Source organism: Spirosoma aureum (genome assembly GCF_011604685.1).
Lineage (GTDB): Bacteria > Bacteroidota > Bacteroidia > Cytophagales > Spirosomataceae > Spirosoma > Spirosoma aureum.
Map to the genome: position 1 here is coordinate 3449057 of NZ_CP050063.1, position 26749 is coordinate 3475805.

Consider the following 26749-nt stretch of genomic DNA (forward strand, 5'->3'; position numbering starts at 1 on the left):
TATATTCTAAGTTGACTTTAAATTTCCCCTTATGATTAAACATATGCTTTCAGGCGTGTTCGTCCTGAGTAGCTGGCTTACTGTCTCTGCTCAGGACCGAACCCTCACCAGAATGGCCTTCGATAAAAACCGGGCTGTTCTGGCGACTACCAAAGATGCTAAAGCTGGCATCGACATCATATCCGATGTAAAAGACCTTATCAAAGGCATTGTGTCCGACGAAAAAGGAAATACGTTACCCGGAGCAACAGTATCGGTGAAGGGTACGCAGCTTGGTACAACCACGGATGTGGAAGGCCGTTTTTCGATCAATATGCCTGCCGGGGCGAAGGTGCTGGTTATCTCGTTCATTGGCATGAAGACCCAGGAAGTGGAAGTCGGTACGCGTACCACCCTCAATATTACGCTTCAAACCGGCGATCAATCGCTGGACGAAGTGGTCGTGATTGGCTACGGTACGGCAAAGCGGTCAGACGTAACATCGTCGATCACGACCGTGAAAGCCGCCGACCTGAAAGATATTCCGGCAGCTGGTGTTGACCAATTGCTTCAGGGCAAGGCAGCCGGTGTAACGGTCACCAGCAATGGTGGCCAGCCGGGCGGTGGTGTGTCGGTTAAAGTGCGTGGGGTAACGTCCATCAATAGCAATGACCCACTGTTTGTAATCGATGGTGTTCCGTTTGTTGGCGGAAATACCTCATCGAGTACGGGTTATGCTGGCTTGGGCGGTGGCGATGGTCAGACCGGCAACTCGGTTATGGCCATGCTGAATCCCAATGACATTGAGTCGATCGATGTGTTGAAAGATGCATCGGCACAGGCCATCTACGGTTCGCAGGCGGCAAACGGAGTGATTCTGATCACAACCAAAAAAGGCAAACAGGGCGAAGGGAAGATCAATTACGAGATGTATACGGGCGTATCGGAAGTGACCCGCCGACTCGATCTGATGAATCTGCGCGATTTTGCCAAATACCAGAATGAAGTGCTGCCAATCATTGGTAATCCTGTTGCCGATGAGTTCAAAAATCCGGATCTGCTCGGCAATGGGACCGACTGGCAGGAAGCTATGTTTCAGCGGGGAGCCATCAATAACCACCAGTTGAGCTTTTCGGGTGGACGTGAAAAAACGACGTATTACCTGTCGCTCAATTATTTCGACAACAAAGGAATTCTGCTGGGTTCCGACTTTAAGCGGTATGCCTCCCGGTTTAGCCTCGATAGCCAATTAAAGAGCTGGGCCAAAGTGGGTATCAGTGCCAACGTCTCCCGCAGCATTCAGAACGTGTCGCTGGCCGATGCCGCCGAGGGTACGATCTGGTGGGGTGCATCGACCAGTCCGCTGACTCCCGTTAAGAATCTTGACGGTTCATGGGGTGGTGGCCAAACCATTGGTGGTGTACAATACAACAACTCAAACCTGGTCGGAAATAGCCAGTATCGGGGCAATACCAAAACGTCGAACAATATATTTGGTAGCCTGTACGCTGAGTTTCAACTGATGAAAGACCTGTCGTTACGCAATGAACTATCCTACTCGTTAGGGCAGGATAACAACGTTGCGTTTCAGAAAGCCGGTAACGTTGGCGGTACGTCGTTCCGTAGTAAACTGATCGATTCCCGGTCCGACAGTTACTACTATTCGATTACCAACTACCTGAATTACAATAAATACATCAAGAAACACGGGATTCAGGCAACGTTGGGCCACCAGGCCCAGCACTCCTACTACGAGTCGATCTCGGGTACAAAGGTCGACTTACAGGCCAATATTTTTGACCTCAACACGGGTAGCTCCGACCAGACAACCTGGGGTTTGAGTGGCGGTAAAGGGCAGTGGGCTATGGAGTCCTATTTCGCCCGCGCCAACTATACCTACGATGATCGGTATTCGCTTTCGGCCAGCTTCCGGGCCGATGGATCGTCGAACTTCGGGCCCAATAACCGTTGGGGTTATTTCCCTGGCGTATCGGCGGGCTGGACAGTGTCGAACGAGAAATTTATGAAGGGCGATATTTCGAAAGTGCTGAGTTATGCAAAAGTACGTCTGGGTTACGGAATCGTTGGTAATCAGAACTTCCCCAGCGGGGCACCTAATCCGGCCTATGTGGGTGCTGTCCAGTTTTTCTCGGGTCCGGTAGGCTTTGGTTCCTCAAACATGATCAATGGCATTCCGAATCCGAACCTGAAATGGGAGTCCGTCAAAACGTCCAATGCAGGGGTTGATTTAGGGTTCTTTAACGGTCGGATCGATGCTACGATTGATGTCTATAAGAAAGTGACTTCCGATATGATCATCTTCCTGACAGGTCCAAACCTGATTGGGGTAGGCGACCAGTGGGATGATCTGAAGGCACCGCTGGGAAATGCCGGTCAGATGACCAATACCGGGATCGATATCGGCCTGACAACGACCAACATCCGGAAGGGTAACTTTAGCTGGAAGACCAACCTCGTATTTACGCAATTTACCAACAGCTACGACCGGGCGGCCAGTGCGGCTTCGGCGCTGGATGGGAAGGTATATTACAACAACTACCTCATCACGCACACGACACCCGGCCGTCCTGTTGGCTCGTTCTGGGGATTGGTAACCGATGGATTGTTCCGTACCCAGGCCGATCTGGACGCCAGTCTTCCCCAGTTTGGCTACAAGGTCAACAGGAATGAAACCTGGCTGGGCGACATTCGCTATAAAGACATTAACGGCGATAAGAAGATCGACGCGCAGGACCTGACCTTCATTGGTAGCCCGTTGCCCAAATTCAGTTGGGGATTCACGAATACGCTCAACTACGGCGATTTCGACTTTTCGTTATTCCTCCAGGGCAGTCAGGGTGCCAAAGCGTATAACTTCCTCCGCTGGCAACTGGAAGGGCTAAATAATGCCTATACGAACCAGATGAAATCGGTAACGGATCGGTATACAGAAACGAATCTGAACGGTGCACTACCTCGTTTCACGAACACGAACAAGAATAACACGGCTATGTCGGATCGGTATGTAGAAGATGCCTCCTACGCCCGAATTCAGAACGTTACCCTTGGCTATCGGCTCCCCAAAAACTTAATAGGTAAGGTTAAAGTCACAAATCTCCGGATTTACGGATCGATTCAGAACCTGAAAACTTTCACGAATTATTCAGGCTATGATCCCGAAATCGGCGCTTTTAACAACAGCATCAAGCTCATGAATGTGGATACGGGTCACTACCCAAACCCACGTACGTTTACTGTAGGCGCGAATCTGCAATTCTAAATTAAAGAGCGAAAGCATAAATGAGTGAAAGAGCGAATTGCTGATGCAAAGCGTTCCGAAGGCTCTTTATTCTGAAAGATGATAGGACTCACTCATTCTTTCGCTCTTTCACTCATTAAATACAAGCCATGAAATTTAAGCCACTATATACTCTGCTGTTTCCGGCAATGGTGTTATCGTCCTGTTCGAAAGACTTCATTGAACGGCCCTCACTTTCGGGTACAACGACCGGCAACTATTACAACAATGCGGACGAAGTACGGTCTGCAACCAGTACGCTTTATAGCGGTTTACCCTGGCGAAACTACGAGAGCAGGGCGCAGGATGCCATTGGCGATGTGATGGCGGGAAACATGTTTACGTATACCGATGTAGAATACCTGAACTTCACCGTATCATCTGCCTCCGAGCGAATTGGCGCTGCCTGGGGAGCGTTTTATAAGATCATCGGCTATGCCAATGTGATGATTAAAACCTTTGAGGAAAAGAAGGCCGCTGGGGGTGGTGCTGCTTATCTGGACCCGGCAATTGCTGAATGTCATTTTATTCGCGGTACGCTTTACTTATACATTGCCCGCACCTGGGGAGCGGCACCGATTATTACCGATCCGGGCGAAACGGCGCTGTCGGGCAACTTCAATATCCCACGGTATCTGCAAAAAGATGTACTGCGTTTTGCGTTGGAGGAGTTGAAACTGGCCGAAGCCGGCCTCCCAGAATCGGACGTGGCCGGACGATTGACGAAGTATTCGGCTAAAGGAATGATGTCGAAGCTGTATCTGTACAGCAAAGACTACGCAAACGCCAAAGCGAAGGCCGAAGAAGTGATCAATTCGGGCAAATACAGTCTGGTTGCTGATTACAACGGCATGTTCACGAAAATGAGCATGAACAACAACGTGGAGTCGTTATTCTCGATTCAGCATCAACTGGCGCAGGACCCCTGGGGAACGGGTAACCTGAAAAATCCGGATCGGGGAGCGGGTAACCTTCGTACCGCCGAAGCCGATGCCTGGGAAATGTACATTCCGTCGCTCGATATGCTGAAAGAGTATGAATTTGGCGATCTGCGCCGAAAATGGTCGGTGATGGAACACGGATGGACCAATCCGAACTGGAAACCGCAACGTGTCAATGCGCCCAAATACAATGCGTTTATGGCCAACGGATATAAATACGATACGCTGCAACCAACCGAAGATGGTGGAATTCTCAACGCGACCCGCTCCAATATTGCCAAGTACTTTGCCGGTCCCGGCAAGAGTTTTGGTGGCGAATCGGTTCTCGGTCAGAACTCGGGAAATAACGTGGTGCTGCTTCGCTATGCCGACATCCTGCTGATTTATGCCGAGGCTACGCTGGCCGGTGGCGCATCGACAAATGATGCCAAAGCACTCGAAGCTTTGAATAAAGTACGGACGCGTGCTGGTTTATCGCCCAAAACATCGTTTACGCTCGACGACATTCTGCACGAACGGCGTGTGGAATTTGCCTTTGAAGGCGACTACTGGTACGATATTCAGCGTCAGGGTTTTGCAAAAGCGAAAGCAATAATTGAAAAGCAAAACCGGGGAACGGTCACTGGAGCGAACTACATAACCAATTTCACCGAAGACAAGATGTATCTGCCGATACCGGCCGGAGAGATCGTGCAGGACCCCGAATTGGGCAAAGATCCAGTGCCTTATTACAAGTAGAGAATAAAGCACCAACACCAACGAAACATTCAGATGAAATTCAATAGATTCAATCGAATAGCAGGATTATCAGTACTGACGGTTCTGACCGCGTTTGTGATCAGCTCCTGCGAAAAAGATACCGATGGAAGCCCACAAATTGGGACTGGTAATCCAGTAGCTAAAGCCCTCTCGCCCGATTCGGCGGCCGGCGGAACAACCATTACGCTGACCGGTTCTGGTTTAGGCGATATACGCAGTATTGTGTTCGACAAAGGAAACGTGCCAGCCGGTTTTCAGCCTACGCTAAATACCGATAACGCGCTCATTTTTCGAGTGCCATCCGAAGTTGCAGGCGGGTCGCAGAACATTGTGTTCACCAATAGTGCCGGCAGAACACTGACTGTACCATTTAAAGCCCTGGCGTACCCTACTGTTTCTGATGTATCCAATTACAACTTCACAAAAGGTACGGTCATTACGATTACGGGAAATAACCTCGATGACGTTACGACGGTTGCCGTTGCTGACTCAGTAAAGGGCATTTCGGATGCCGTGACCATTGTTTCGAAGGATAAAAAGCAACTGGTTGTTCAGATGCCAGCTACTACACTGAGCCGGGGTACGCTGAGCATTACAAACGGTACCGGGCGTATCCGCACTAAGCAGGAGTTTATTAATACCGACAAGGCGTACCAGGTCTTTACCGATGCCTACGGAACGGGTTTTCAGGATGGCTCATGGGGGAGGCCGCTGCTGTATCGACCAAGGAGTTCAAATCAGGAACCGCGTCGATTGGAAAGAACTTCCAGAAAGGCAACTGGCATCTGATCGCTTTTGCCAACTGGTCGGGGTCAGCCATTCCGTATTCTGCCGATTATGCCTACGTAACAGGCTGGATCAAAGGGGCTTCTGCCGATTATTCACTCTATCTAACAACGGATGCCGGTAAGGGTGGATTTGGCGACTTTTCCGACAAAAACAAGATTGATGTAAAAGCCGGAACGTGGACTTATTTCAAGCTCAAGCTTTCCGACATCGACTTCTGGGTACCCGGCAAATCGCTTACTCAGCTTGGCTTCCGAATTCAGGGCCCCGATAAACAGGACGAGACATTCTATTTCGACGACGTGATGCTGGTTAAGTAGTTGCAGCTGGAAAGACTACCTTCCCGAATAGTCAGCGCTTTCGGGAAGGTAGTCTTTCCGCTTCATTTTCCTTCGCGACTATCCTTTTAAAAGCAGCGAACCTGCTTTCCGGCTATTCCTTTACCCTTAGTTTCCTGACCTATGCTTTTGGGTTTATTCAGTTCGTTACAATGCTTTCTCCCATTGTATGGGCACGTACGAGCTCTTTCTTTAGCAATTGGCTTAGGGTATGGCATTACAGGATTTGCCGCTGATCCCATACGGATTGAAGCCGAGGCCAGTGAGGGCGTTACGCGAAATGGCGTTCAGGTTACGAATGAGAAACTCGGGTTTTCAGGGACCGGCTATGCCTGGGGCTTTGACGATGATAGCAATGGGGGCGACAATATTGTTTTTGCCGTGCCTGCCGCAGCGGGAGCCTATGAATTAACCATTGGCTATTATTCGCCCTACGGGGATAAAAAGACTTTACTAGCCGTAAATGGAGCCGTTAGTGAGCAGGATTTAAAGGCGACCGGCGAAAAGTTCAGCGCGGTTATGGTTGGTACATTTCAACTCAATGACGGTCAAAACACCATTTCCCTGACGAAAAATTGGGGTTACTACGGAATCGACTACATTATGCTGACACCGGCTGCTCCCAAACCGCCTGCCATTGTTCCCCTGGTGAATGGCCGCGCTGAGGCCGAACTGGGCGATCTGACCGGTGTCGATATAGCCACGATCAATCCGGGTTTTTCGGGAACTGGCTATGTGACAGGCTTTGATAATGCGACGGATAAACTAAGTCTGACGTTCAATGCACCAGCAGGCTTGTATGAGCTTAGCCTTGGCTATGCATCGCCATATGGTGATAAAAGAGTTGATTTTCAGGTTAATAATGAAAAGGGGAGTGGTACGTTAAAACAAACGATCACCGGGTTTAGTAGCGCCAACGCAGGCAAGTTTCTGTTGCAGGAAGGCCTGAATACCCTGATAATTTATCGGGGTTGGGGGTACTATGACATTGATTATATTCAACTGACACCCACAACCGCACCACTGCCAGTCAGACCACCCAAACTGCTTGTCGATGCCCAGGCTACCCGCTCGACCAGGGGATTGTTCTCGTATCTGGTTGATCAATATGGAAGCAAGGTAATTTCGGGACAACAGGACGACGTGGAGTACGTGCTGGAAAAAACCGGGAAAGAGCCCGCCATCGGTTCATTCGATCTAATCGATTATTCCCCGACCCGCGTTCAGTTTGGGGCCAATCCGCAGCGAACCAGCGAAGCCATTATCAAGTGGGCAAAGAAAGGTGAAGGGCGGGGAATCATTAGCCTGATGTGGCACTGGAATGCGCCTGCCGACCTGATCAATCAGTCGCCAGACAAACTATGGTGGCGTGGTTTTTATACAGATGCGACAACGTTCGACATTGACGCCGTGCTGGCCGATAGGAATAGCGAACAGTATCGACTCATTCTGCGGGACATGGACGCGATTGCATCGCAGCTCAAAAAATTCCAGGCAGCCGATGTACCTGTGCTCTGGCGACCCCTTCACGAAGCATCGGGCGGCTGGTTCTGGTGGGGAGCAAAGGGTTCTGGCGCATTCAAAGAACTCTGGCATATTTTATACGACCGGCTAACGAACTACCACCAATTACATAACCTGATCTGGGTGTATACAGCCACGGATACGTTTAACCCGGACTGGTATCCCGGCGATCAGTATGTCGATATTGTGGGCGAGGATATCTACGCTGATTCGACCGCGAACATGAGCGGAAACTGGGCCAGCGCACAAAATCAGCTGAATGGAAAAAAACTCGTAGCTCTTTCCGAAACGGGTAACCTGCCAAATCCTGACAAGATTCGTGGGTTCGGAACGTGGTGGTCCTGGTTTACCGTCTGGACAGGCGCTGATTATATCAAAAAGCAACCGATCGACCTACTGAAAGCCGTATTTACGGATAAGGACGTGATTACGCGGGATGAACTTCCTGACTGGCGACTGCCAATTACGCTGAAAGTTCAGTATCAGGAGGGCAATAACGGTAAGGCGACCAACAATACTGGCAAGCCGAAGCTGATCAACGAAGGGCCAACAGCTCAGTCACGCTCAAAATTCTAAAGCCTTAAGAACACAATAGAAGCGAAGTTTATAAACGGGCGGGTCATCTTGTACCTGCCCGTTTTTTTATGAAGAAACGAAATTGTTTTTACCTATGGACTAGGAATCCAGGATTGCAACGACTCGGGCCGGTGCGGCAGAGGCACCTATAATCTTGAGTGGAAAAACGCAGACCTTAAAGCCAGATGCCGGTAAGGCGTCCAGATTGACGAGTTGTTCCATGTGGCAGTATTCCAGCTCGCGGCCAACCAGATGGGCTTGCCAGAATAATTCACGATTCTGGCTGATTTTAGCCTGTTTGATCATGTAAGGAAATGGCAAATCCCAGCCCCACTGATCAATTCCCATTACGTTAATACCCTGATTTATTAACCAGCGCGTTGCTTCCGGACTCATTCCCGTGCCTTTTTCGGCAAACTCTTTTGTCCCATTGAGCTTATCACGCCCGGTTCGGATGAGAACAATCATGGTCGGTTTTAGCTCAACCCCTGTTTTCTGAAGCGCATTCTGTAGATCGTCTACCGTAATGGGATCAAAATCCGCTTTATGACTCATATCAATCACCAAACCGTCACCATAGCACCAGTCAAGTGGAATCTGATCGATTGTTTTGGCTGGTTGCCCGGCCACAATTGGTGCATAATGCCAGGGCGCATCGAGGTGGGTCGTTGAATGAACACCCATAGACTGAATGGTGTCATCGGCCCAGCCCGTGAAATCTTTAGGAAATAACCGGAAGGGAAGACCCAGCAACCGAATGAGCCATTTAGCACGGCTATGCGGTTTATGCTTGATCCTGACCCGCATAAACCACGGATCGTTGGGATTGTAACGGATGGGTTTTGACAGGTCGATCAGGCGCGACATAAGCGGTAAGCAGGTAGTTAGCTCGCCAAAACTAATGATTCGCCGGGTAGAATGTACACCCGGCGAATCGCAGAATTTAGTCGACAACCAGACGTTGCGTAATCTGCGTTGTCTGACCATAAACGGTAAGCAAATAAATGCCCGTACGTAGTTTGTCGAGCGTTATCGACTGCTCACGACCAGCGAGTATATGATTCTGCTGATGGACTGCTCGGCCCTGCTCATTGACAAGCTGAACAGTTACTGTCTCGTTGACCGGGAAGTTACTGAACGACAAACGGACAACTCCCTGATTGCCCGAAACCGGGTTTGGCGAAATCAGTATCGTTGCTTTCTCTTCCGTTTGTTCCGCAATCACCCGCGCCGACGATAACTTGACCAGTTGCAGGTTATCGATGTAATACGGTGTACTGATCGAACCACCCGTGTCCTGAATATACAGATCTTTCAATGTTGCCGGACTGTTGAGCGTCGATAACGGAATCGAAACCAGAGTCCAGGTGTTGGCCGTGGGTTGAACCGTGTAAGTTTTGTAGTTGTCGTTAATCATAACGTCGAACCGCTTGCCAGTTGCATTACCACCGTGTACCCAGAACTGGAGGTGCGTGTAGGCTGACAGATTGATCGCTGTTTCCGGATGCAGATACAAACCACCCCAGCCTGCCGTGTATTGTACGGACAGAGACTTCGAGCCAACTTTTACGGGCGTTCCGTTGGCATAATTGCGTGTCGTGCTCCATGACCAGTCATACCACTGCGCTTTGAGTGCGTCATCGTAAATCAGATAACCGGTTGGAACAGGGTCAGGATCGGTCGTGCCGCCTGTTATGGTAACGCTGGTTGTGGCCGTACTGGCACATCCGGCCAGATTGACGGTCAATGTGTATTGGCCTGATGCCGCCGTCGTTACCGAAGAAATAGCCGGATTCTGATTGGTAGATGTAAAACCGTTTGGTCCATTCCATTGATAACTGGCTCCCGAACCCGCGTTGGCCGCCGTTAGATTCAGTGTCTGTCCTGCCACTACCGGGCTGTTGCTGGAAGCCTGAGCTATTGGCAAGGGCTTAACTGTAACCGTGGTGGTTGCCGTATAGGAAACGGCATTGCTTACTACGGTTAGCTTATACGTTCCCGAAGCCAGTGAGGTCGCAGCAGGAATCGTTGGGCTGGGGGCCGATGACGTAAAACCATTCGGACCACTCCATTGGTACGTTGCGCCGACCTGAGCATTCGTTACCGTTGCCGATAAATTCAACGGTTGGGCTACACAGATGGGGCTATTGCTTGATGCGCTGACGATGACCGAAGGTGGTGGATTGTCGCCCTGCCCGGAGGCTAACTGCAACTGGTCGATGTAGTAGGCAGGCTGAGCCTGATTCGTTACATCCTGAATGAATATATCCCGGAGCGTTGCCGGATTGCCGAAAGCCGAGAACGGAACGGTGATTAATGTCCATTGGTTGGCTTTGGCGCTGAACTCATACGAGCCACTGCTGTTAATCACAACCTGCATTCGCTGGGTTCCGCTGGTTCCGCCATGCACCGAGAATTTCAGATATGGATAAGTGCTTAACGTAATTGGCGTCTCCGAATGAAGATACAATGCGCCCCAACCGGCAGTATGCTGTACGGCCAGCGATTTAGCCTGACTATAAACCGGCGATGTATTGTTGTAGTTGCGCGTTGTGCTCCACGACCAGTCGGCCCAGCCCGTTTGCAGGGCGTCTTCGTAAATAATCTGCGAACCAGCACCGGGTCCGGGTGTTGTGCCCGTAACAGATACAACTGTCGTAGCCGGGCTGGTGCAACCATTTAATCCGACCGTTACCGTGTAGGTGCCTGACGCGGATGCTGTTACGTTTGCCACTGAAACGGTCTGGCCGTTTCCAGCATAGCTGTTTGGGCCTTGCCAACTATACGTTGCTCCGGCACCTGCGTTGCCAGCCGTCAATGTTAAGGTTTGCCCAGCCGCGACGGGGCTATTGCTCGACGCCGAAGCGATTGGCAAGGCATTAACCGTGACAACAATACCAGCTGTTTTGGGCGCTTCTGTGCTGCTGGTCACGGTGAGCGAGTAGGTGCCGGAAGCTGCCGTCGTTGCGTTCGGGATGCCCGGATTAGCCACCGTCGAGGTAAACCCGTTCGGGCCACTCCACTGAAAAGTGGCTCCGGCAGGAGCGCCATTAGCTACCAGGTTCAGCGTTTGTCCGGCACAGACTGGACTGTTGCTCGATATTGTCAGCGTGGCTGGTGGGGGCGTATCGGAGGGCGTTGTGAAATACGCGACCAGGAACGTATAGCCAGCCTGATTATAAATGGCCGGTTCGGTGATTTCCCACGAGGGTTCCGGGTAAGATGTATTCCAGTTCCGATAGGCTTTCATCGCGGGTTGACCTTTTGGTGGAGAAGCCGTACCGCCATAATAGACATTCGGTCCACCAACCACATAACCTGGTGGTGGCCCAAACTGAGATCCGGCACCATCATAACGGGTCGACCCATCCCGAAACCAACTGTGGTAGAACTCATCGACGCTGTTGTCGCCCCCGGCGTTGGCTCCCCGGCTTCCCATATTACTGAGATAAATCCATGACAATGGATTCCGGCCATGAAAGTAGTGAAGATACTCTTCGGCAATCTCTTTGTACAGAGCGTTCTTGGTGGGATTGACATTTAGATCGACGGCCAGAATCGGCAGCATCGCCCAGAGTGCTTTTTGTAGATTTGACCCCCACGAATAATGTCCGGTCCACATAAAGCCCAGATAGGGGTCGTTCTTCTGGGTGTAATACGCTTCCACAGGCCAGTCCATTGTATTCTTGAACTTGTCTTTAATGGCCGAAACGATGGCTGGCGTAGAGCCGCTGGCTTTGGCATAGACGTAGTAGGCTCGGTTCAACTCCCAGCACAGCGACGCATCCAGATGGCCCGCCGAGAACGGATGAAATCCGTTTTCACTGGTGCCGCTAATGTCGTTGTAAGTAGCCTCAAAAAACGATTTGTATTTAGCCGTACCTGTTGTGGCGAATAGTTCGGCCGCTGCGGCAATCCGCCGTCGTTTGTCGTCATTTAAGTCAGAACCGGCATCAGCCGCAGCTGTGCTGGCACCGTCTTTTCCTGATGCGGGTTGCATGGTCGCATTGGCTTCTAGGTAGGCCCAGGCATTTTCGGCGGCTGTACGGAGTGTGCTGGCGTAGGCTGGATACTGACCGGCATACCCACTGTAAATACGGGCGGCATGTGCCATGACGGCCGCGAAGGTGGCTGTCGACCAGGTGGTTATGGGCGTGTAGTAACGTGGCTGTGTATCGGTTGAAGGATCGTCTGTACCGTTTTCATAACTGGTAACGGTAACACGATTATGGACTCCGCCATTGGTAGCCTGCATTCGCAGCATCCAGTCGAGCTCCCACTTGAGTTCATCGAGCAGATCCGGCACGCCATTGCCCGATTCCGGAATGCTGGTGTTGTCTGCGAATGCCGATGGGCGGAGTTCATAACCCACCATCAGATTCCAGAGCGTGTGGTTCAGAAACGGGATATACTTGTTGTAATCACCCGCATCATACCAGCCACCTGTTACGTTACGCTGCGTACCTGCCTGGGCAGAACCCGTATAGAGCAACGCATTCGCATCCTGCATGTGAGCTGGGCCATGGGTCCAGTTGCCACCGTATTGCGCCGGAATTGATGTGCCGGAACGCTGGTAATAGAACGTTCGTGTCGATGCTTTCAGGGCCGCTGCGTAAATATCGTCTCGCAGTTCGAAGTCATACGACCGAAGGTTATTCGTTGGGTCATAAACGTAATAGGTCCCCGGCGTTGTCAGGCTCGAAAAATCGCCATGCCATGCTTTATCGCCCGAATCTTCGTGCGTGCTGCCGCCATTCCACTGGACCACTGCGCCCGTAAACACAGCCACATGATCGGCCGATCGACGCACCTGAAACTGCCCACCCGGTATGTAGGGCGTTCCGGCGTTCTGGCCCGTTATAGGATTCGCAAAGACAACAACTTTCTTTGCCGACAGTCGCCACCCGAACTGATCGACAATAATCTGTTTACTGACCGACTGAGCCCTGACGGCTGGCGGACTTAACCAGCCTGCCAAAATCCAACTCAGGCAGAAGCCTACACCTAAACGGAAAAACCGTTTTGCTTTTTTCATACACTTTACTGTTTTAGTTAAAAAATGAGCCAGCAAAGTAGAGTAGACTGCCAACCTAAAGGAGTATGATCCGCCTGAAGCGTATATTTTGGGGAGTCGACTGTGGTTTTTTCTGCTTAAACAAATTGTGAAATGTTTACCAGAAGATGTTGATTGGTGTTGATTTGAATTAACTAGTTTGCTTTATGAGAAAAATTTAAACTTTTTCCATCGCCATTTTGAATGACTTTAGTTCTGACTGATGGCTATTTTTCGGGTAGAAACGTTCCATTCGCCAGTTTTAAAGATACTATAGACGTTTTAACCCGACGCTACGAATGTTCCGTATCCTTGTCGCTGTGCTGTGTCTGACCGTAACTTTTACGGGGCAGGCACAGACGCTTGATCAGAAAGCCGCTGGTTATCGCGGAATCTGGTATTTCATTGGGCCTACCAACAATGAGTTCGCTTATAAATACAGTGGTGGTTTAGGCACCTACCCCGCGAATCATTACCCGTTTTCGGTCTATGCCCCGACTGTTCAGCGGACGTTTTTCTGTTATGGAGGTGTGACAGATTCTACTTCCCGTGATCTGTGCCATATGATCGGCTACTTCGACCATAAAACGGGCATGGTATCCCGGCCAACGCTCCTGCTCAATAAAAAGACCGATGACGCCCACGATAATCCGGTGATTCAACTGGATGCTCAGGGATACATCTGGGTGTTTTCTACCTCACACGGCACCGAACGACCATCTTTCATTCACCGGAGTCGTAAACCATACGATATTAGTTCGTTTGAGCCAATCAGCGCAACGCGTCAGGATGAAGCCGGGAAACGCATTCCGTTCGACAACTTTTCGTACCTGCAAACCTATTATCAGCCGGGTCGGGGTTTCTTCAACCTGATGACGCATTATGATCGTGGCGTTCTGATTTATGGAGCAAACAAGCCCCGCCGTACAATCTCGTTCATTACCAGTCCCGATGGCGTGAACTGGTCGGCCTGGCAGGATATCGCGACAATTGAAGAAGGTCACTATCAATCCAGTGGGCAATGGCGAAATAAAGTGGGCAGTGCGTTTAATTATCACCCAAATACAAAAGTTGGAGCGGGTCTGGACTACCGTACCAACATCTATTACGTGGAAACCGATGATTTTGGGAAAAGCTGGCACACCGCTGACGGGAAGCCGCTTCGTCTGCCGTTGACAGAAATAGCCAATCCGGCCCTGGTGAAAGATTATAAAAGTCTGGGATTAAACGCGTACATCAGCGATGTGAATTATGATGATGTTGGTCGTCCTATTATTTTGTATATCACCAGCAAAGGCCCCGACCCCGGCCCTGCCAACGGACCACATGAATGGCATGTTGCCCATTGGACCGGTAAAGAATGGGCCATTCATCGCGTGGCCCAATCCGACCATAATTACGATATGGGCTCACTTTATGTACAGGGCAAAACCTGGCAAATTATTGGGCCAGTCGAAGCGGGGCCACAACCATATGGTACGGGAGGCAACCTAATCATGCTGAAAAGCACAGATCAGGGAAAGAACTGGACAGCATTGAAAGCAATCACTAAAAACACGGTTCGCAATCAGACCTACCCACGGCGGCCGGTGGCAGCACAGCCTGGTTTCTACGCGTTCTGGGCCGATGGAAACGCCCGAAAGCCCTCAGCTTCCTATCTCTATTTCTGCAATCAGGATGGTCAGGTTTTTCAGCTCCCCGCCGAGATGAAGACTGATCTGGAGAAACCAATGCGGGTTAAATAAAAAGTTTAGACACAAGAATGTCGGGCAATCCAGCGATTTAAATAGATTAAATCGCTGGATTGCCCGACATTCTTGTGTGTTCAGAAAGTAATCTGCTAGTTGCCAACCATGAATACGGCATTGCCAAAGAGCAGCTTGCCGTTGTACCAGAATCCCCGGAAAAGCGGATCATCGGCCAGATAGACAATACTTCCCCGACCGTAATTCTGAACACCCATCAGCAACGTATTTTTTAGCTTATCCTTGGCATTTTTACCCGAGAAGCCAGCTACGTAATTATCGGCCTTCAGGTAACCAACGTTCCAGCCATCTTTCAGGAAGTCGTAATTGAACGTGTTCTGCACAAGGGTGTAATAGCCACCTGTCAGTCCGAAACCGAGCGGGTGCGTTGTGTCGATGTTCACGCGGTAAATGCTGCCCGGTGTTTCATCCGAAATAGTTGCCCGTTCGCGGTTGCCATAGAGTTTGAGCGAATCGGCCGGAAGGCTTTTCTCTTTGGCTTTGTCCTTAACGCTTTTATCTTCTTTCTCTTTCAGATCAAACCCATCTTTTCCCGCCAGAAACGATGTAGCACGTTCCAGAGCAATGAGTTTACCTCCAGCCCGAATCCACTCTCTGATGGAAGACAGGTTCTTATCGTTCAGAAAACGAGCATAATTGTAGTTCGTTGGCAGAATTAACACATCCAGTTTGCTCCACTCAACGTTACCGAGCGTGTTCCCATCGATAAGCGAAATGGGGTAGCCCAACTCTTGATCGAAAAAATGCCAAACCTCGCCCGCTGCCGGTGGTGGTGTACCTTCGCCTACAACGAGACCCACACGGGGTGCTTTTAATCCTGTCACAAAATCAGACCCGAAGTCAGACCCTTTTGCTACGAAACCGGTCTGTACGGGTGTAAGATCGGCCCCTGCCTTGGTTGCTTCGGCCCGAACGAGGGCATCGAAACGATCGCCGAAGCGTTCATTTCCGGCGCGCGTCACAATGAGCGTTCCTGATGGGTACGTCTTGTTTTCTAATTCAAACGGTTTCTCGGCTGCTCTCACTCTGACTTTTTGCTTCAGCAAACCAGCGAGTAGTTGCACGGCCGGAAGTGACTGCCAGCGCGCAATATAGGCATATGGTTTCGTGATCGTTGTCGAAGCGGGCGCACTCGTTGCAGGTTGCGAAGCGACGGGTGTCAATCGGGTTGTCAGGCCATAAGTTTGCAGGCCGAAAGCATAGGGCAGCGACCAGGCCGTAATGTCATACGTTGCGGAGTCTTCCAGCGCTGAATTGGGTTCAAACAGGATTTTGAGCAACGTCGACTTTGACTGGTAGGCGCTGATAAGCATGTCTTCGGCAGCAATAGCAACCGATTTTTCGCTTTTCTGGCTTGTGTAATTGAATCCGGCTACTGTCTGTGCTTTGCCCGCATAGCCATACGTAATTTTATTGCGATCCAGAAGCTGTTGCAGTGATTTTAGGCGCCCGGCATCCCCATTGGATTTAATGAGGTAGCTTTTGTAAGGCCCGATAGGTGTGTTCCGCGATTTGTCGAAAAACTGACCAAATTCTTTCACAACCTCCGCCGGACGGTCGGCGACCGATTCGAGCGTGGCAATACTGGCTACATAATGGTGGTCGATCCGTTGGCGAAGAGTCAGCGTATCGCCATCGTTTTTTTCAATGGCCAGACCAGCTCGTGAATTACCACCCTGTTCGTAGGTCATGCCGATGGCCCCATTATAGGTTGGGTAGGTGTCGCCGTAGCTGGGATAAAAGAGATCAAAACGCTCGCGGGTGTAGTAGAGCCAGCCCTTCTGATCAAAATAGCGGCTGCAATACTGCCCAATGGTTTGCTGAAACTGCCGCTGAAACGGCGTAATATCTTCGTGATAAGGTTTAGCTGAAGGCGCGAAATAATACGGGCTTTCAACACCCATTTCGTGAAAATCGCCGTGGAGGTGGGGCATCCATTGCTGATAAAGCGCCATGCGATGCTGAGTAATTTCCTGTGTTTGCCAGGCCCAGTCGCGGTTTGGATCGAACAGGTAGTGCGTGTATCGACCACCTGGCCAGGGCTCAACGTGTTCACGGGCGAACGGTGTCGGATCGGCGTTCTGACCCATCATCTGATTGTACCAGTTTACATACCGGTCATGCCCATCCGGATTCAGGCCGGGGTCCAGAATAACAACCGTCGTGTTCATGATTTTCTGGGAAATCGGATCTGTTGTATTCAACAGCCGATACAACACTTCCATGAAGGCTTCAGAACTAACCGCTTCGTTACCGTGAACGTTATAGCTGAGCCACGCAATGGGCGGTTGGGCTGCTGTTGTGGGCTGGCCATCGATCATGCCAATGCGTTTGAGGTTGTTGGTTCGAATCTCGTCGAGACGAGCCAGGTTCGCTTCCGAAGCGATGGCAACGGCCATTAACTGGCGGCCTTCATAGGTAGTTCCATAGGGGAGGAGTTTGACCCGGGAAGGCATCTGTCGGGCAACCTGCTCAGCATAAGCCAGAACGCGATGATGGGGTGTAAATCGTTCGCCAATTTTATAGCCGAGGAATTGAGCGGGTGAATCCAGTCGGGTGGATGAGGAGTTGGTCGTTTGCGATGAAGCCGACAGCGACGCGACCATAAGGCCCGCCAGCAGCAAAAGGTGTTTCATGAATCAGGTGAAAAAAATATAAAAGCTAACACCTTCAAAAATAGCAGTAAATCGGTCAAGAACGCTTTTTTTGAAAAAATTTTGAGGGTACCTATTGCATTATAAAAACATCGCCTTACCTTTGCACCACGATTCGCCAACGCAGCGGCAAACAAGCTAAAACGTTGGGTCTTGGTCACAAGACGGCCGATTCGTCTAGCGGTTAGGACATCGCCCTTTCACGGCGGTAACACGGGTTCGATTCCCGTATCGGTCACTAACAATCACAACTGTTGTTGTACAAAAAGCCCTGAATACGTTGTTATTCAGGGCTTTTCTGTTTTTAAATTGTTCGGTATACTACACGCCGTCTCACTAAACTTCGTCATGCGTTCCAGGATGCCGAACCAACGACCATCAGCCTGTAATTTGTTTATACCGATAACTAAACAAGTGCCGGGTCTGCAAGAAATTGTTTCGTTTATTTAAGCAAGCGAAACCCCAGGGTTTCATGTGCTTAGGTAACTTTCCCACATTTGGCGAAACAATGGTATGGCAACGAATCGCGAAACTCCAATCCAAATCAGGAAAGAAGAATTTAAAAAAATTGGCTATCAGTTAATTGATGCCGTTGCCGATTTTTTTGACACCATTGAGGAAAAACCCGTGACCACTGGAGAGTCTCCCAGGCAGCTGCAAACAATTATTGGCACACAATCCATACCCGAAGAGGGAAAGTCTGTTGAAGAAATTCTTACTAAAGCCACAGACTTACTATTCAACCATTCGCTCTTTAATGGCCATCCCAAATTTTTTGGCTATATCACGTCCTCTCCCGCTCCAATTGGTGCATTGGCTGATTTATTAGCTGCCGCTGTTAATCCCAATGTCGGTGCCAACAGTTTAAGCCCCATTGCCACTGAAATTGAAAAACAAACCGTGAAATGGCTGGCTGAATTAATTGGCGTTTCTCCCAATTATGGGGGCCTGTTGGTTAGCGGTGGTAATATGGCCAATTTCACCGCTTTTTTAGCGGCTCGAACGGCAAAAGCGCCTAAAACAATAAAAGAAGAGGGAATGGCTACTGTCGCTCAACAATTGACAGTCTATTGCTCAAAAACAACGCATACCTGGATCGACAAAGCGGCTGTTTTATTTGGCCTTGGTACAAATGCCATTCGCTGGATTCCGACTGATAGCCAGAATAAAATGGACAATAACGTTTTGGAACAAACCATTAAGGCGGATCTTGCCAATGAGTGTCAACCCATTATGGTCATCGGAACAGCCGGAGATGTTAGCACCGGTGCGGTGGATAATCTGAAGGGGATTGCGTCAATCTGCCAGGCGTATGACTTGTGGTTTCATATAGATGGGGCTTATGGTATACCGGCGGCTGTAATACCAGAACTGAATGATGTATTTGAAGGCATTCAGGCCGCCGATTCGATTGCCCTCGACCCTCACAAATGGCTCTATAGCCCATTGGAAGCAGGCTGTACGTTAGTGAAAAACCCCAACCACTTACTGGAGACTTACAGCTCTCATCCAGTCTATTATAATTTCAGTACTACCGACGAAGTACCAGCACTAAATTATTATGAATACGGCTTTCAGAATTCGCGGGGTTTCCGGGCGTTAAAAGTCTGGCTTACTTTACAACAGGTGGGGCAAAGGGGTTATATCAAAATGATTGGTGAAGATATCGCCTTATCTAAGTTATTATTCGATCTGGCCAACAAACATTCAGAACTCGAAGCCATTACGCAGAACTTAAGTATTGCAACGTTTAGATACATTCCGCTAGATTACAGACCTGCCACTGAAGAGGAGACGGATTATTTGAATCGATTAAATGAATCCCTGCTGAACGAACTGCAACAGGGAGGCCAGGTATTTTTATCGAATGCTATTGTCAATGGCGCGTATTGCTTAAGAGCCTGTATTGTTAATTTCAGAACATCAAAGAAAGATATAGAGGAAATTATAGCTATCATCGTTGATGAAGGCAGAAAAAAACACAACCAACTCCTGACGAAAATCGACTGATACTGGTCATAAATTAATTTTAATCCGTTGATTTTCAGATTATACATTCATGTTCCAGTGGCACTCTTCGCTCATGGCATCCCCGCCCTGTACTGACTCCTGGTGAGGTCTTATGAGTTGACAGAACTACTGGCCATGGCTAAAGCCGGGTGCATTTTTGAGACGTATTAACTTCTTTATAAATTCATGTTTTGACTACAACAACAAAAGATTTGATTACAAGTCGTTCTTCGTGGCTGCAGAACTTTGTAAAAAAATAGAAAGATGAAAGTTGTAGTAACAGGTTCGTTAGGAAACATCAGCAAGCCACTGGCTAGGGAGTTAGTAGAAAAAGGGCATGCAGTTACGGTTATAAGCAGCAAACCAGAAAAGCAAAAAGACATTGAAGCAATAGGAGCCACCGCAGCCATTGGCTCCCTGGACGATGTTGATTTCCTGGTATCTGCCTTTACGGGTGCCGAGGCCGTTTATACGATGGTGCCGCCCAATTATGCCGTGCCTGACATGAGAGCGTATTACCGGAAAATTGGCAATAGCTATGCGCAGGCTATCAGGCAGGTAGGTATAAAGCGTGTGGTTAATCTCAGTAGTTACGGCGCAGATTTAGATAAGGGCACTGGATTCATCCTCGGTGCTTACGATGTAGAAGGCATACTAAATGAATTGTCGGACGTTGCCATTACGCACCTTCGCCCTACTTATTTTTATTACAACCTGTACAGTTTTGTCGATATGATAAAAGAAATGGGTTTCATTGGCGCGAATTACGGGGGCAATGACAAGCTTGTTATGGTTGCCCCAGTCGATATTGCTACCGTCGCTGCCGAAGAACTGGTGATATTGGATGCTGTCCAGGCCATACGCTATATTGCCAGCGATGACCTTACTGCCAGCGAAGTAGCGCATCGTTTAGGCGTTGCCATTGGTAAGCCAGATCTGAAGTGGGTCACCTTTACCGATGAGCAGGCAAAAAGTGGCTTCGAAGCTCGAGGAATATCTGCCTATCTGGCCGCAAACTTTATTGATTTGGGAGCCAGCATTCATAGTGGCGCCATGCGACTTGATTATGACCTGAACAAACCAACGGCTATGGGCAACGTAAAGCTCGATGATTTCGCCCGAGAGTTTGCGGCTGCATTTATAGGAAATAGATAATTGTTTTGAACCCGTAATGGCTGTCTGACAGCCATTACGGGTTCAAAACAGCAATTGTTTCAGCTATTTTCGTATAATCATTCATTTACTAATGAAAAGCATACAACCCCTCAGAATTAAGACTATAACAGAATATCATAAACTCATGGCTTTGCCGAAGCCGGAGCATCCATTAATTAGCGTACTGAATTTTGAAGCGATAAAGCGTTTATCGGACGGTAAGCCAACAAGCATTATTCATGATTTTTATTCCATCGCGCTTAAACGAAATTTTAACGGCAAGATGAAATATGGTCAGCAGGAATATGATTTTGATGAGGGAGTACTAATTTTCATTTCGCCCGGTCAGGTTTTTACCATCGAGGCAAATGAAGAACTGCAACATTCGGGCTGGTTGTTACTCGTTAATCCTGATTTTTTGTGGAATACGCCTTTAGCCAAACTAATAAAACAATACGAATATTTTAGTTATTCGGTACATGAAGCCCTGCATCTTTCAGAAAAAGAAGAAGCAATAATTACGGGAATAATAAAAAATATTGAACAGGAATATCATTCACCCATCGATGGATTTAGTCAGGCCGTAATTATTGCACAGCTTGAATTATTACTGACCTATGCTGATCGATTTTACCATCGCCAGTTCATAACCCGAAAAATTACGAACCATAAGCTCCTAAATCGATTGGAAGTTATTCTTGCCGACTATTTTAATAGTAATGATTTAGCGGAAAAAGGATTACCAACGGTTCAATACATTGCCGACTTGTTAAATGTATCGCCTAATTATTTGAGCGTATTATTAAAAGTATTGACGGGCCAAAGCACCCAGCAGCATATACACGATAAATTGATCGAAAAGGCGAAAGAAAAACTGTCGACTACCGACCTGACCGTAAGTGAAATCGCTTATGAATTAGGCTTTGAACATTCGCAGTCTTTTAGCAGCTTATTCAAGAGCAAAACCAATTGTTCGCCGTTGGAATTCCGAAATTCTTTTAATTAACCAAACGTATTGGTGTTTTGTGAGGTGATGGCAGCCATTGAAAGCACCTATTCTTACTCCATTCTCCTGGCGATATGGCACGGGCAGGTGGACTAATTATTTCCCCAGCAATTGTTTGCGGTGATTAACACCCCAGCTATGCAGTTCCATCATGACCTTCTTCAGCGAACGGGAATAATCCGTAGCGATATATTCAATTAAAACAGGGTGATCGTCATGAACGATTCGCTTGATCAGCTGATGTTCTTCCATGTCTTTCAATTCTTTGGATAGAACCTTGGGATTGATTTTGGGAATGCTTGTCTGTATTTCCGTAAAACGCCGATTGCCATGCATAATCGACGTTAAAATCAATACTTTCCACTTGCCACTTATAACATCCAGCGCATCACGGATCGGAAGCATCTGTTCTATACAATCGATTTGTTTCGTTTTGCCCTCTGTTAAAATCATGCTGCTTACGTTCAGGTAACTGCTTACTTTTTGAAAGTAAAAGTAGAGACCTTTGACAGACTAATCAACTCCTGCTTGACCAGTATGGTAAGTCAACAAAAAAAGTCAACAAAACTGCAAATGGCCTTATGGGCCGCTCAGATACTTCTTGCACTTTCCTTTATTGGATCGGGGCTTTTTAAATTGGTTACGCCTGTTTCTACGCTTGCCGACATGTGGCCCTGGGCGGGAGAATACCCGAACCTGCTTCGTTTCACGGGTACCCTCGATCTGTGTGGTGGGATCGGCGTCATTTTGCCCGCCTTTATCCGTAAACCAGGATTGATTGTATGGGCAGCATCGGGTTTAGTGACGCTTATGGTGTGCGCCATTGTCTTTCATTTGTCTCGGGGAGAGGCAGCCAACACGCCGTTCAATTTTGTCATGCTGGGGCTCGCCCTGTTCGTTTTCTGGGGGCGACGTATGAGTCGTTGGTAAAAGCTACCTTGATGAAGGGCTTTGGCCAAAAAACTGCTTTTAAGCAACCGAAAAATGAGAGTAATCTTTAAAGCCAACCTCCTGATTAACTAGATATGGCTACTATAGGGTCTTAACTTTTTATCATTTTTGGTACTATTTCGAGCATTTACGGTGTGTATACGGCCAGTCTATGGCTTCATTACAAGAACAACTTACAGCCCGCAGTGAAAATAATGCAAATAGCTTTTTTAATACTATTGATAATTTTTTATATATATAAGTAAATTTTATTTTTAAAATAAACCCATATAATGTGTCTTATAATTTTTATATACATACTTAAAAATATTAAATCTATTTAGATTCAATATTGGTGACTTTTTTGGTGATTTCGTCCGGTAAAATGGTGATTTCAGACGTAAAGAGCTTCCTGACCTTAGTCAATAAGCCAGTGAATCCCGTTTTTTACGGCGAAAGCCCCACGACAGTTTGGCGACCGGACGCGGGGCTTTACAGGAGTCTAATGTTTCACCATTAAACAGTCAAATGTAATGCAAAATCTATCCATTTTAGTCAGAACGTTATGCATTAGCGTTGTGATAGCCGGTTCTTCTTTATTACTTAGTCAATGTTCACCGCCTAGTGTGGGTTTGGAGCCGACTACCGCAATTGACTCGGAACTATTGAAATTTGCTGTGGCTCATCACATGAAATTGGCAAAGCAAGATTTGTCCACTAAACCTTTGTTGTCGTTTGCATCTCCACAAGCAGCGAAAGCTTATTTTAAGACTAATCCTAATGGCTTACGTCTTAACCTTCGAAAAATGCCATTTAAAGATAAAACTTTGGAAAAGGCCCGATTAGCCCAAGGTGTTTATTATTCGTCTGGAACGTAATATCTGGACAATACAAACCAGTATGGACTAAAAACTTTATTATTATCTATCAACTTGTCAGTTGTTTATGACTATTGCACAGGATGGAATACATTCAATAGCGTTATCTCGCATACTTCTCAAGGTGTTAGACAATCAGCGGCAGCAACCTTGTGTACTTGGGAAGAAGGCTCTTTTTTCGGGTGGGTCTACCCCGATAAAATAGAGCTAGATCTACGAGGAAAAATAGCTTACAAAATTCAGATAATGGGCTATGATTTTAATGTTACTGACGTTGAGTACTCATTTTTAGACCTAATTAGCTCACAAGAAATTCCAACAGTTGCGGATGGTTCTTCATGTAATCCACCTAATACTGGTAATAACGGCGATGCTGGTGGCGATGGTTGGGCTGGTGGTGGCGAAAATCCCTCACCGGCTCCCACTCCTGGAAATCCAATTATTATAATTTTTGGCCCGGACCCTACTCCGACCCCCACACCTGCCCCTACGCCTGAACCTACTCCTACTAATCCCCAACCCCCAGGCGGCCCTGAGTATGTATAAATTATAACCCGTTAGTTACGTTTTAAATAAGACGTAGCTAACGGATTGAATCTGTTAAAGCCAAGCCATATGAATCACTTTATGAATTCTACTGTATTTAGATTGGCAATTATTTCTCTTCTATGCTTTGCCAACTACTTATCTAATGCCCAATCATCCAGAGATAGTATTCTCTATGAATCGGACCGATCAGCCCAGTTTCCAGGTGGGATTGGTGGGCTATATGATTTTATTAAACAATCAATTCATTATCCCCCCAGTGCTTTAGCTGAAAAGCACAAGCAGAAAGTGGGCGTCCAAATGACAATTAGCGAGAATGGCGCGATTAGAAGCATTATTACCCCTCCTAATCTACGAAAAGATTTCGACGACGAAATTCATCGGCTAATCGCTTCAATGCCCAAATGGCTTCCTGCCTCCAAAAACAATCAATTAGTAGAAAGTACTGTCTTCTTCTTTGTCAATTTCATTCCACCTAAATAGGAGAGTCATTCACATTCGTACGAAATACTCCATCAAAGACGATTGACATAGATAATCAGCTTCTTACGAGGTGAGATAAGGAAATCGTTCGTAGCTTTCGTAATTCCTACAATGTTAGATATATCCATGTGATAATGTTCATGGGACATTCCGTAAGGAATGTTGACTATCCCTAATAATCTATTAAAAGGGGTAGTTAACGTATTGGAGGATGGTGCTCTGTTGGACATTTAGCGAGTTAATTTAAGATATTGCCTGCCGACTGGGAAATTGTATTTTTCTTCCCCTTTGCACCCTCAATATACCATTGGGCCGGAGTTTGGTAATCCAGCGACTGGTGTTTGCGACCATAATTATAAAAATGGAAGTAATTTGATAAACTGCACTCTAAAGCTAAACCGTTTTTTGCTCCGTCATTATTGGGCCATATAGCTAGGCTTCGGTTATTCGTAAGATCTATCTATTTTGGCTTACTCTAGTGGCCTTTGAGCTAGCAATCATGAACTTTCTATTCTCAACGGCTATCCTGTCGATAGAAATATCATACTGAATGAAGGCAAAACTACAGGCTCACGGCTCGGTAGACATTGTTCTAAGGATCAAGTTTGATTGGTGTGAAGTCCAATTTTGAGGAAGTACTTTCCTGGGAGACATCCAGAAGTTGTGTGGGATGAAATAGGAAACATGAAAGCCAGTGTAGTACACTCTGAAACAGAGTGTACTACACTGGCTTTCAGATATAAATTGGATAGGTTTTCAACCTGAAAATACGAATAATACCGTTGGAAAAACGCCTATTTCTTCATCTTATTCTCAAATAGGAAAACGCCATTTTTATTGGCCACAACAATGTCGGTTTTCTTGTCACCGTTCATGTCCTGCGCAACAATATTGAGCCCCGCACCCGAATCGTTGTCGATCACATGCTCTTTATAATAAGGCTCTCTACCCGGTATAAACTCGAACCACATGAGAATGGCCGGGTCACTGTCGCCGGGGTCACGACCGTGGTGAGCCAGAAATCGCTTTCCGGTTATGTAATCCTTACGACCATCTCCGTTCAGATCAGCCATGATCGACGAATGAGTCTGGGCCGTAGTGTTACTCATTAAGTGGGTTTTGAAATTAAGCTTACCCTGCTCATCGACTACCTGCTCATGCCACCAGACACCCAATGCATGGGCCGATGCACTTACGACGTCGTTTTTCCCGTCGCCATTCACATCCAGTACCTGCATGTGGGAACAGGGTTCGCCCAGGTTTGTCGGATGGAATACCCAGTTGCCAGATTTTTTATCAGCTGTTCCTTCAAACCAACCTTCACGAACCACTACATCATTAAACCCGTCCTTATTCACATCACCATACCCAATTCCATGCGAAAAGATCTCGGTTCCGGGTACGTTCTCCCGGCTTAGGGCGAAACGTTTCCAGGCGGTTTCACCTTGTTTTTCGGGCGCTTTTAGCCATACAATCTGTTTCTTCGCCTTATCTCCGCAAAGAATATCGAGTCGGCCATCGCCATCAATATCAATAAAGCCCGGCGACTCATTGGCGATGCCAACGGAATCGTCGAGGGCGTGTTTTTTCCATTGGCCCGGTTGGTTTTTGGGATTCTCGAACCAGAAGCCAGGTTTTCCGGGGAAATCAACAATGACGACGTCATCCCATCCATCCTGATTCACATCCATTCCCATATTCAGGAACGAATCACTATACTCCTTTCGAGGGTCATAGACGCGGGAAGGCGCCATCTCGTGGCGTTTCCAGCTGGGCGCTTCAAACCAATAATAACCGGCAACAATGTCCATTCGCCCATCCTTGTTCAGATCAGCGACGGCTACTCCTTCGGAAATGAAATCTCTCGTTATTTCTGTCTTTTTAAAGTCATCAGACAGCACGATGGACTTTGAATCAGGGGCGTTTGCGGTTGTATTGGCGGCCTGCTGCTGGCGTACTTTAAACAGGGATTTATCCTGACTATACGCGTTTGTAATCCAGCCGAAAAGGAGTAGGCCGCTCAGCAAATGTCGGCTATTCAGGTCTATTCTTGTCATCATGGCAAGT

18 protein-coding genes and 1 tRNA gene are annotated in these 26749 nt (G+C 47.9%); 14 read left to right on the top strand and 5 right to left on the bottom strand.

The genetic code is table 11. The annotated features are described in order from the left end of the window. Nucleotides 1-31 precede the first annotated feature (31 nt). The 5 genes from G8759_RS13555 to G8759_RS13570 all read left to right on the top strand — a co-directional run bounded on the left by G8759_RS13555 (nucleotide 32) and on the right by G8759_RS13570 (nucleotide 8201). Nucleotides 32-3259 carry a SusC/RagA family TonB-linked outer membrane protein gene (locus G8759_RS13555; protein ID WP_167208797.1) on the top strand — a complete coding sequence of 1076 codons (3228 nt, stop codon included), beginning with the start codon at nucleotides 32-34 and terminating at the stop codon, nucleotides 3257-3259. Nucleotides 3260-3387: 128 nt separating this feature from the next. Next, nucleotides 3388-4956, top strand: a complete 1569-nt coding sequence (locus tag G8759_RS13560) for a RagB/SusD family nutrient uptake outer membrane protein (protein ID WP_167208799.1) — start codon at nucleotides 3388-3390, stop codon at nucleotides 4954-4956. Between the two features lie 33 nt (nucleotides 4957-4989). Then, the gene (locus G8759_RS13565) at nucleotides 4990-5766 is read left to right on the top strand and encodes an IPT/TIG domain-containing protein (RefSeq protein WP_232074243.1); all 777 of its coding nucleotides are present in this window, start codon (nucleotides 4990-4992) and stop codon (nucleotides 5764-5766) included. Next, on the top strand, nucleotides 5676-6083 hold the full coding sequence (locus G8759_RS35885) for a hypothetical protein (RefSeq protein WP_232074244.1): 408 nt from the start codon (nucleotides 5676-5678) through the stop codon (nucleotides 6081-6083). Before G8759_RS13565 ends, G8759_RS35885 begins: the two co-directional genes overlap by 91 nt. 141 nt (nucleotides 6084-6224) lie before the next feature. After that, nucleotides 6225-8201 (top strand): glycosyl hydrolase, encoded by a 1977-nt coding sequence (locus G8759_RS13570; RefSeq protein ID WP_167208801.1) that lies wholly within the window; start codon nucleotides 6225-6227, stop codon nucleotides 8199-8201. A 99-nt stretch (nucleotides 8202-8300) separates the two neighbouring features. On the opposite strand, the gene G8759_RS13575 is transcribed toward G8759_RS13570, so the two are convergent. Beyond that, nucleotides 8301-9188, bottom strand: coding sequence for a cyclase family protein (locus tag G8759_RS13575; protein ID WP_232074245.1), 888 nt, complete (start codon nucleotides 9186-9188; stop codon nucleotides 8301-8303). Further along, nucleotides 9145-13236: a glycoside hydrolase family 9 protein gene (locus tag G8759_RS13580; RefSeq protein ID WP_167208803.1), complete on the bottom strand. Its 4092-nt coding sequence runs from the start codon at nucleotides 13234-13236 to the stop codon at nucleotides 9145-9147. The genes G8759_RS13575 and G8759_RS13580 overlap by 44 nt, the downstream gene beginning before the upstream one ends. Nucleotides 13237-13553: 317 nt before the next feature. Here G8759_RS13580 and G8759_RS13585 point away from each other — a divergent pair, with 317 nt between their 5' ends. Beyond that, the gene (locus tag G8759_RS13585; RefSeq protein WP_167208805.1) at nucleotides 13554-14999 is read left to right on the top strand and encodes a BNR-4 repeat-containing protein; all 1446 of its coding nucleotides are present in this window, start codon (nucleotides 13554-13556) and stop codon (nucleotides 14997-14999) included. A gap of 95 nt (nucleotides 15000-15094) precedes the next feature. Here the strand turns inward: G8759_RS13585 and G8759_RS13590 are convergent, their stop codons facing one another. After that, complete coding sequence (locus tag G8759_RS13590) at nucleotides 15095-17656, bottom strand: M14 metallopeptidase family protein (protein WP_167208807.1); 2562 nt, start codon at nucleotides 17654-17656, stop codon at nucleotides 15095-15097. Nucleotides 17657-17840: 184 nt separating this feature from the next. Here G8759_RS13590 and G8759_RS13595 point away from each other — a divergent pair. From G8759_RS13595 to G8759_RS13610, 4 genes are all read left to right on the top strand, one after another. Then, nucleotides 17841-17912 (top strand) — tRNA-Glu (locus tag G8759_RS13595). Nucleotides 17913-18187: 275 nt separating this feature from the next. Continuing rightward, entirely contained in the window at nucleotides 18188-19684 is a 1497-nt protein-coding gene (locus G8759_RS13600) for a pyridoxal phosphate-dependent decarboxylase family protein (protein WP_167208809.1), read from the top strand. A 264-nt stretch (nucleotides 19685-19948) separates the two neighbouring features. Continuing rightward, nucleotides 19949-20839, top strand: a complete 891-nt coding sequence (locus tag G8759_RS13605; protein WP_167208811.1) for an NmrA family NAD(P)-binding protein — start codon at nucleotides 19949-19951, stop codon at nucleotides 20837-20839. A gap of 145 nt (nucleotides 20840-20984) precedes the next feature. Beyond that, nucleotides 20985-21845 (top strand): helix-turn-helix domain-containing protein, encoded by an 861-nt coding sequence (locus G8759_RS13610; protein ID WP_232074246.1) that lies wholly within the window; start codon nucleotides 20985-20987, stop codon nucleotides 21843-21845. A gap of 96 nt (nucleotides 21846-21941) precedes the next feature. Here G8759_RS13610 and G8759_RS13615 read toward each other — a convergent pair whose 3' ends face one another. Then, nucleotides 21942-22298 carry a winged helix-turn-helix transcriptional regulator gene (locus G8759_RS13615; RefSeq protein WP_197933128.1) on the bottom strand — a complete coding sequence of 119 codons (357 nt, stop codon included), beginning with the start codon at nucleotides 22296-22298 and terminating at the stop codon, nucleotides 21942-21944. 84 nt (nucleotides 22299-22382) lie between these two features. Between G8759_RS13615 and G8759_RS13620 the strand changes: the two genes are divergently transcribed. The 4 genes from G8759_RS13620 to G8759_RS13635 all read left to right on the top strand — a co-directional run bounded on the left by G8759_RS13620 (nucleotide 22383) and on the right by G8759_RS13635 (nucleotide 24682). Beyond that, nucleotides 22383-22775 (top strand): DoxX family protein, encoded by a 393-nt coding sequence (locus G8759_RS13620; protein ID WP_167208815.1) that lies wholly within the window; start codon nucleotides 22383-22385, stop codon nucleotides 22773-22775. Between the two features lie 533 nt (nucleotides 22776-23308). Beyond that, entirely contained in the window at nucleotides 23309-23653 is a 345-nt protein-coding gene (locus tag G8759_RS13625) for a hypothetical protein (protein ID WP_167208816.1), read from the top strand. 54 nt (nucleotides 23654-23707) lie between these two features. Beyond that, nucleotides 23708-24199 carry a hypothetical protein gene (locus tag G8759_RS13630; protein ID WP_167208817.1) on the top strand — a complete coding sequence of 164 codons (492 nt, stop codon included), beginning with the start codon at nucleotides 23708-23710 and terminating at the stop codon, nucleotides 24197-24199. Between the two features lie 81 nt (nucleotides 24200-24280). Then, nucleotides 24281-24682 carry a hypothetical protein gene (locus tag G8759_RS13635; protein ID WP_167208818.1) on the top strand — a complete coding sequence of 134 codons (402 nt, stop codon included), beginning with the start codon at nucleotides 24281-24283 and terminating at the stop codon, nucleotides 24680-24682. 794 nt (nucleotides 24683-25476) lie between these two features. Here G8759_RS13635 and G8759_RS13640 read toward each other — a convergent pair. Next, the gene (locus G8759_RS13640) at nucleotides 25477-26739 is read right to left on the bottom strand and encodes an FG-GAP repeat domain-containing protein (protein ID WP_167218938.1); all 1263 of its coding nucleotides are present in this window, start codon (nucleotides 26737-26739) and stop codon (nucleotides 25477-25479) included. Between the last annotated feature and the right edge of the window lie 10 nt (nucleotides 26740-26749).